The sequence below is a fragment of the Sphingopyxis sp. genome (genome assembly GCF_025869345.1).
In the GTDB taxonomy this organism is placed as follows: Bacteria; Pseudomonadota; Alphaproteobacteria; order Sphingomonadales; family Sphingomonadaceae; genus Sphingopyxis.
Map to the genome: position 1 here is coordinate 1 of NZ_JAOZVW010000103.1, position 6,636 is coordinate 6,636.

9 protein-coding genes are annotated in these 6,636 nt (G+C 66.5%); 5 read left to right on the forward strand and 4 right to left on the reverse strand.

Annotation, left to right across the window (positions count from 1 at the left end; translation table 11 throughout):
• Positions 1-83: 83 nt before the first annotated feature.
• A complete protein-coding gene (locus OJI97_RS10730) occupies positions 84-1,265 on the reverse strand; it encodes an alpha/beta hydrolase (protein WP_297663347.1) in 1,182 nt (393 codons plus the stop codon).
• A 126-nt stretch (positions 1,266-1,391) separates the two neighbouring features.
• Here OJI97_RS10730 and OJI97_RS10735 point away from each other — a divergent pair, with 126 nt between their 5' ends.
• Positions 1,392-2,453 (forward strand): DUF5694 domain-containing protein, encoded by a 1,062-nt coding sequence (locus tag OJI97_RS10735; RefSeq protein ID WP_297663349.1) that lies wholly within the window; start codon positions 1,392-1,394, stop codon positions 2,451-2,453.
• A gap of 45 nt (positions 2,454-2,498) precedes the next feature.
• Here OJI97_RS10735 and cobS read toward each other — a convergent pair whose 3' ends face one another.
• From cobS to OJI97_RS10750, 3 genes are all read right to left on the reverse strand, one after another.
• Positions 2,499-3,488: a cobaltochelatase subunit CobS gene (cobS, locus tag OJI97_RS10740; RefSeq protein ID WP_257548666.1), complete on the reverse strand. Its 990-nt coding sequence runs from the start codon at positions 3,486-3,488 to the stop codon at positions 2,499-2,501.
• 93 nt (positions 3,489-3,581) lie between these two features.
• On the reverse strand, positions 3,582-4,019 hold the full coding sequence (locus tag OJI97_RS10745; protein ID WP_297663352.1) for a nuclear transport factor 2 family protein: 438 nt from the start codon (positions 4,017-4,019) through the stop codon (positions 3,582-3,584).
• Between the two features lie 10 nt (positions 4,020-4,029).
• Positions 4,030-4,620, reverse strand: a complete 591-nt coding sequence (locus tag OJI97_RS10750; RefSeq protein ID WP_297663353.1) for a J domain-containing protein — start codon at positions 4,618-4,620, stop codon at positions 4,030-4,032.
• A gap of 28 nt (positions 4,621-4,648) precedes the next feature.
• Here OJI97_RS10750 and OJI97_RS10755 point away from each other — a divergent pair, with 28 nt between their 5' ends.
• The 4 genes from OJI97_RS10755 to OJI97_RS10770 are packed head-to-tail and all read left to right on the forward strand — an operon-like array spanning position 4,649 to position 6,547.
• Positions 4,649-4,927: a BolA family transcriptional regulator gene (locus tag OJI97_RS10755; protein ID WP_297663355.1), complete on the forward strand. Its 279-nt coding sequence runs from the start codon at positions 4,649-4,651 to the stop codon at positions 4,925-4,927.
• Positions 4,928-4,935: 8 nt separating this feature from the next.
• On the forward strand, positions 4,936-5,295 hold the full coding sequence (locus OJI97_RS10760; RefSeq protein ID WP_297663357.1) for a DUF2200 domain-containing protein: 360 nt from the start codon (positions 4,936-4,938) through the stop codon (positions 5,293-5,295).
• Entirely contained in the window at positions 5,292-5,663 is a 372-nt protein-coding gene (locus tag OJI97_RS10765) for a cupin domain-containing protein (protein WP_297663358.1), read from the forward strand. Before OJI97_RS10760 ends, OJI97_RS10765 begins: the two co-directional genes overlap by 4 nt.
• On the forward strand, positions 5,663-6,547 hold the full coding sequence (locus OJI97_RS10770) for a pirin family protein (protein ID WP_297663359.1): 885 nt from the start codon (positions 5,663-5,665) through the stop codon (positions 6,545-6,547). The genes OJI97_RS10765 and OJI97_RS10770 overlap by 1 nt, the downstream gene beginning before the upstream one ends.
• The last annotated feature ends 89 nt before the right edge of the window (positions 6,548-6,636 follow it).

A 6,636-nucleotide genomic window follows, 5' to 3' on the forward strand; every position in this document is an offset into this window, starting at 1 on the left:
CTTGATCCGGGGTCCCGCTCGGCGACGTGGATAAGCGGGACCCCGGATCAAGTCCGGGGTGACGAGGGAAGGGATGGGGGGGCTCAATCCTCCTCGTCGCCCGCGGTGCGGTGGCAGATCAGATTGTCGTCGGGCTTGGGGTCGGCCGGATCGGGGATCAGGCGGAAGATATAGGGCCAGGGCGTCGCGACGCGCTCGGGCCGCGCCGACTTGCCGGCGACGGCATCGACGAAATCGCGGCAGGCGACCGCGCTGCGCAGGAAATTGCTGTGCCCGGTCGATCCGCGCGAGACGTCGGTCGTGTCGATCACGGTCACGCCCGGCAGCGCCTTCACATAGCAGCGCTCGGGCAGACCCTTGGCGCGAAGGTCGGCCGCCTCGAACGGATCGAAGCAATAGGGCGACCCGAGCCGCGGATAGCCGTGCAGCGCGCGCGAGGCGGCGAGCGCCTTGTCGCGCAGCGAGACATAGATCGTCATATGCCGCCCGCGCTCGACACGCTCGGGCGCCAGCACGTCGCCCGCGATGTCGCGCTCGAAGGTCTCGCGGTCGATGTCGGGCGAGGCGAGGATGATATTGGAGATGTTCGTTGCGCGTCCGGCGCGGCGCGACAGCCGGTCGGCGGTGGCGATGGCGGGGATCACCAGCCGCGCGCCGAGCGAGTGCGACACGATCACGATTTCCTTGACCCACGGCCGGTCGGCGAGCGTGCGCAGGAAATCGCCGAAATAGCGCACGTCGTGATACATATTGGTCTCGTCGACCGCATATTTCAGCACTTCGCCCTGCGACGGCCAGCTATATTCGATTACCGGCCCGTCGAAGCCGGTCATGCGCGCGATCTGCGCCGCATCCTTCGACGTCGTCTCGAACGTCTCGCGATAGCCGTGGACATAGAGGAGCACGCGGCCCTGCTTGCGGTCGGTTTCGGCCTGCAGCGCCTGCCACCAGTCGCTCTCGTTCTGGAACGCCATCGGCGTGCGGAATTTTTTCTTGCCGCCGATGGTGCTCTCGCCCGGTGCGGCGAAGCGGCCGTAGCGTATCGTGTCGCCGCGATGGTTGGTGAGCGCGATCGCCTCGGTGCGGCAGTCGGGCAGCCGGCTGGTCACGAAGAACAGCGGCAGCGCCGCCGCATCGACCGGCGCTCCCGCCGCCGCGGTGCAGCGCGGGTCGGCGACATAGGCGGCGTGGCGGACATCGCCGTAATCGACGGGCGCGATGCAGGCCGCGAGGGGAAGGCAGGCGAGAGCCGCGAGGAGGCGCATCGCGCGACGCTGGCAGAGCCGGTCCGGCTTGGAAAGGCGAAAATGGATCGATCAGGAGTATTGATCGAGTAATACACTTCATCTATCGCAGCGGAACGCCGTGAGCGGCGATCGAGGGAGAATGTAATGTCGCTATTTGCTGCGCTGCTGTTCGTCGCGGGGACCAATGCGCCGCCGCCCTATGCGCCGTCCTTCGATCCGGCGGCGCTTAAGACCGATACGGCGGGCGAACTGCTCGTTCTCGGCACCCCCCATCTTTCGGGGCTTCCCGAAGGGTTTTCTCCCGCCAGCCTCGACCCGCTGCTCGCGCGGCTGGCGGCGTGGCAGCCGCGGATCATCACGATCGAGGGCGTTTCCGGCCCCGATTGCGATATGCTGCTGCGCTACAAGCCGCTCTATCCCGACGTCTACGACACCTATTGCTGGGACCCCGAACCGGCTCGCAAGGCGACCGGGCTCGACGTTCCGGCGGCCACCGCCGAGGCCGGGCGCCTGCTTGCGGCATGGCCCGCCAACCCCGCCGCTGCCGAACGGCGCCATCTGGCGGCGGTCTTCCTTGCGGGCGGCGAGCAGGCCTCGGCGCTCGTGCAATGGCTGCGGCTGCCCGCCGCCGAACGGCACGCGGGCGACGGGCTCGACGCGGCGCTCGCGGAGCGGCTCGACACGCTGACGACCCGTCGCAACGAGAATTTCCTGATCGCCTCGGCGCTCGCGGCGCGGCTGGGGCTGGAGCGCGTCTATTCGGTCGACGACCATAGCGCCGATGCGACGACCGCGTGGCTGAACGACGATGCCGGATTCAACGCGGCCTTGCAGCGGATCTGGAACAATCCGGTCGCGAAGGAGCGCGCCGCCGCCGACAAGGCGCTGGAGGCGAAGCTCGACGGGGCCGGCCTGCTCGACATCTATCGCGCTTACAACAGCCCCGCGGCGGCGCGCATCGCGTATGACAGCGATTTCGGCGCGGCGCTTGCCGATGCGACGCCGCAGAATTACGGCCGCCGTTATGTCGGCTGGTGGGAAACGCGCAACCTGCGCATGGCCGCGAACATCCGCGCGGCGATGGCGGCGCAGCCTGGCGTGCGCACGCTCAGCATCGTCGGCGCGTCGCACAAGGGCTATTTCGAAGCCTATCTGAACCGGATGCACGACGTCCGGCTGGTCGATGCCGAAACCATATTGAAATGATGGCGTGGGAGGCGGTGCGGGGCGCCGAGCCGCCGCCCCGGCCGCTTATTTGCCGATCACGCCCTCGGGCAGATCCTCGCCGAACACGCGCTGATAATATTCGGCGACGATCATCCGTTCGGCCTCGTCGCACTTGTTAAGGAACGACAGGCGGAAGGCGAAGCCGATATTGTGGAAGATCGCGGCGTTCTGCGCCCAGCTGATCACCGTGCGCGGGCTCATCACGGTCGAGATGTCGCCGTTGATGAAGCCCTGGCGCGTCAGGTCGGCGACCTTCACCATATTGGCGACGGTCGCGTCGTCGGTGCCGGGCACCTTGGCGAGGATGATCGCGCTTTCGGTCGCAGCTGGCAGATAATTCAGCGTCACGACGATATTCCAGCGGTCCATCTGGCCCTGGTTGATCTGCTGCGTGCCGTGATAGAGCCCGCTTGTGTCGCCGAGCCCGACGGTGTTCGCGGTCGAGAAGAGGCGGAAATGCGGGTTCGGGCGGATGACCCGGTTCTGGTCGAGTAGGGTCAGCTTGCCCTCCGCCTCCAGCACGCGCTGGATCACGAACATCACGTCGGGGCGCCCCGCGTCATATTCGTCGAAGACCAGCGCGGTCGGGGTCTGCAGCGCCCAGGGAAGCAGGCCCTCGCGGAACTCGGTGACCTGCTGGCCATCGCGCAGCACGATCGCGTCGCGGCCGACGAGGTCGATGCGGCTGATATGCGCGTCGAGGTTGACGCGGATGCACGGCCATTTGAGGCGGGCGGCGACCTGTTCGATATGCGTCGACTTGCCGGTGCCGTGATAGCCCTGCACCATGACGCGGCGGTTGAACTTGAAGCCGGCGAGGATCGCGAGCGTCGTGTCGCCGTCGAAGACATAGGCGGGATCGAGGTCGGGAACTCGCTCGTCGGCCTCGCTGAACGCCGGCACCTTCATGTCGATATCGACGCCGAACACCTCGCGCGCATCGACCTCGATATCCGGGGCCGCAAGAAGCGTCGAACCATGATGGTCGGGGAGGCTGTTCGGAATGTCGGTCATGTTTCTTGTCCAGCGATAGATCAGGGAGAGTCGCCGCGCTGCGGTGCTTCGCCGTCGCGGTATCGTCATGGGTTGCGGCTTGCAACGGCTTATTCAGAAGATGTCGAGCGCCTTCATCACCGCCGACTGGTCGTAATAGGGGCGTTCGCAGACGATCCTGTCGCTGCCGGGCGCGAATTCGAAGCTCGCTGCCATGCGGACGCGAAACGCCTTGCCGGTCGCCTCGACCGTGCGCAGGCCGAGCCGCAGCGGGCCGAGATGGGTGCCGGTCAGCCAGAATTCGACGAGCACGGTGTCGGTCGCCGCATCGGCGGCGATCGCGATCACTTCGTTCGCCTGATCGGGAAAAGGCTCGCGCGACGCCGCGAAATAGGAGCGCACCGCCGCCTCGCCGTCGAAGACGGTGCCGGGGCCGAGCAGTTCGTAGCGCGGATGATCGAAGGTCGCGAGGACGCCGTCCCAATCGTGCGTGATCTCCAGCGCCATGTGGCGGCGGACGGTTTCGATACGCCTTTCGTCGAGGTCGCTCATCGCGCGTCTCCTATGCGAATGCCTTCGTCTTTCTCAGCAACTGATAGGCCGCGACCACTTCGCCGAGCTTCGCCTCGAAACTGCGGTCGCCGCCGTTACGGTCGGGGTGATATTTGCGCACGAGTTCGCTGTAGCGGCGGCGAAGCTCGGCGCGGTCGGCCGTGGGCGAGAGGCCCATCAACGCCAGCGCGCGATGCTCTTCGCGATTGAAGCGCGGGTCGGCGGCTTCGCGCCGGGCCTCGTACATCCGCTGACGAAAGCGCGCGCCGAGCGCGTCCATCGGGTCCTTGAAATCGGCCCAGCGCGGCGGCAGGTCGGCGCTGCCAGCGGGGCGAAAGGCGCGGCTTTCGGTTTCCCAGCCCGCGGTCGGCGACTGCGCCGCCATGATCTGGTCGGCGTTCATGCCCTCGAAGAAATTATAGCCCGCGTTGAACTCGCGCACATGGTCGAGGCACAGATAGCGATAGGGGGGCGGGCCGTCGGGCGAGCGCTGCTGCGTCGCGGGGGCGCGAAACTCGCCGGGCTCGCGGCAACCGGCCACGGCACAGGGGGCTTCGCGCGGAACGCGGCCGTGGAATCGGGGGGAGCGGGGGCTTGTCATGTGGATCGTCCGGCCCCAACATGGGGGCATGACGCAAAAAGGTCCAGTGCAACGCGAGATGGAGGAGCGGCTGAGCGCGGCTTTTCCCGATGCCGATTTCATCCTCAGCAACGACAGCGCCCGGCATCACGGGCATGCCGGGGACGACGGATCGGGCGAATCGCATTTCAGCCTGAGCATCTCATGGACGGGCTTTGCGGGGCAGAATCGCGTCGCGCGCCAGCGCGCGGTGAACAAGGCGCTCGGTGACCTGCCGGGGAACCGCGTCCACGCGCTGGCGATCAAGGCGACGGCGCCGGGGGAATAGGGCGCGGTATGGCAGAGCATCGCATCTATCGGATGAGCTTTGCGAAGGTCTATCCCCTGCTCGTCGCGAAAGCGGAGCGCAAGGGGCGGACGAAGGCCGAGGTCGATGAAATCATCCGCTGGCTGACCGGCTATAGCCAGCAGCAACTCGACGCAGAGCTTGCGGCCGGCACCGATTTCGCGGGTTTCTTCGCCGCGGCGCCCGCGATGAACGCGGCGCGGGCCGAGATCAAGGGCGTCGTCTGCGGCGTGCGCGTCGAGGATATCGCCGAGCCGCTGATGCGCGAGATCCGCTACCTCGACAAGCTGATCGACGAACTCGCCAAGGGAAAGGCGATGGAGAAGATATTGCGGACACCAGCGCCATGACGACCGACAAGGTCAATCTCGCCGACGCCTTCGCGACCTTCGACGATCACTGGAATCCGCGTGTCGCCGGCGACATCAATGATTTCCAGGTCAAGCTGGTGAAGCTCGACGGCAAGTTCGACTGGCATCACCATGATATGGAAGACGAATTATTCCTTGTTGTTGCGGGGCGGATGAAGATGGCGTTTCGCGACCGCGACGTGATCGTCGGGCCGGGCGAGTTCATCATCGTCCCCCACGGCACCGAACATTGTCCCGAGGCGCTGGACGGCGAATGCCATGTCCTGCTGCTCGAACCCAATTCGACGCGCAACACGGGCAATGTCGAAACGGACAGGACGCGCCGGAAACTCGAAAGGATTCGCTGATGTTCACCGTCATCACCCCCTCGACCCACGACATCGGCGCCTTCGACGTGCGGCGGACGCTGCCGGACAAGGAGCGGACGATGGTCGGCCCCTTCATCTTCGTCGACCAGTTCGGGCCGGCGCATTTCGACATCGGGCAGGGGATGGACGTGCGGCCGCACCCGCATATCAACCTGTCGACGCTGACCTATTTGTTCGAAGGGGCGATCGACCATCGCGACAGCCTGGGCACTTATGCGACGATCCGGCCGGGCGCGTGCAACCTGATGACCGCGGGGCGCGGCATCGTCCATTCGGAGCGCACGCCGCAGGCCGAGCGCGCCGCCGGCTCGCCGATCTCCGGCATGCAGACCTGGCTGGCGCTGCCCGACGGCAAGGAAGAAATCGACCCGGCGTTCGAGCATGTCGCGGCCGAAGACCTGCCGCTGGTCGAGGACGGAGCCGTCTCGGCGCGGGTGATCATGGGCAGCCTGTGGGGCGCGACCGCGCCGACGACGCAGCATAGCGCGACCATCTATGCCGATATCGTGATGAACGCGGGCGCCAGCCTGCCGATCGAGGCCGAGGCCGACGAGCGCGCGGTGGTCGTCGCGATGGGCGATGCCAGCCTCGATGGCGAGGCGCTCGAACGCTACAGCCTCTATATATTGAAGCCCGGCGAAGCGATGACGCTGCGCGCCGCGACCGACGCGCGCGTGATGCTGCTCGGCGGCGAGGCGTTCAGCACGCCGCGCCACCTGTGGTGGAATTTCGTCAGCTCGTCGCGCGACCGGATCAACGAGGCCAAGCACGACTGGAAGGACCGCAAATTCCCGCTGGTGCCGGGCGATACGGAAGAGTTCATTCCGCTGCCCGGGATGCCGAAGACGCCGACCTATCCGTAAAGGGGCGGGTGCCGGCCGGAAGCCGACCTATCTTACATCGTCATCCCGGACTTGATCCGGGATCCATTCTCTCAGCGCCGGATGAATGG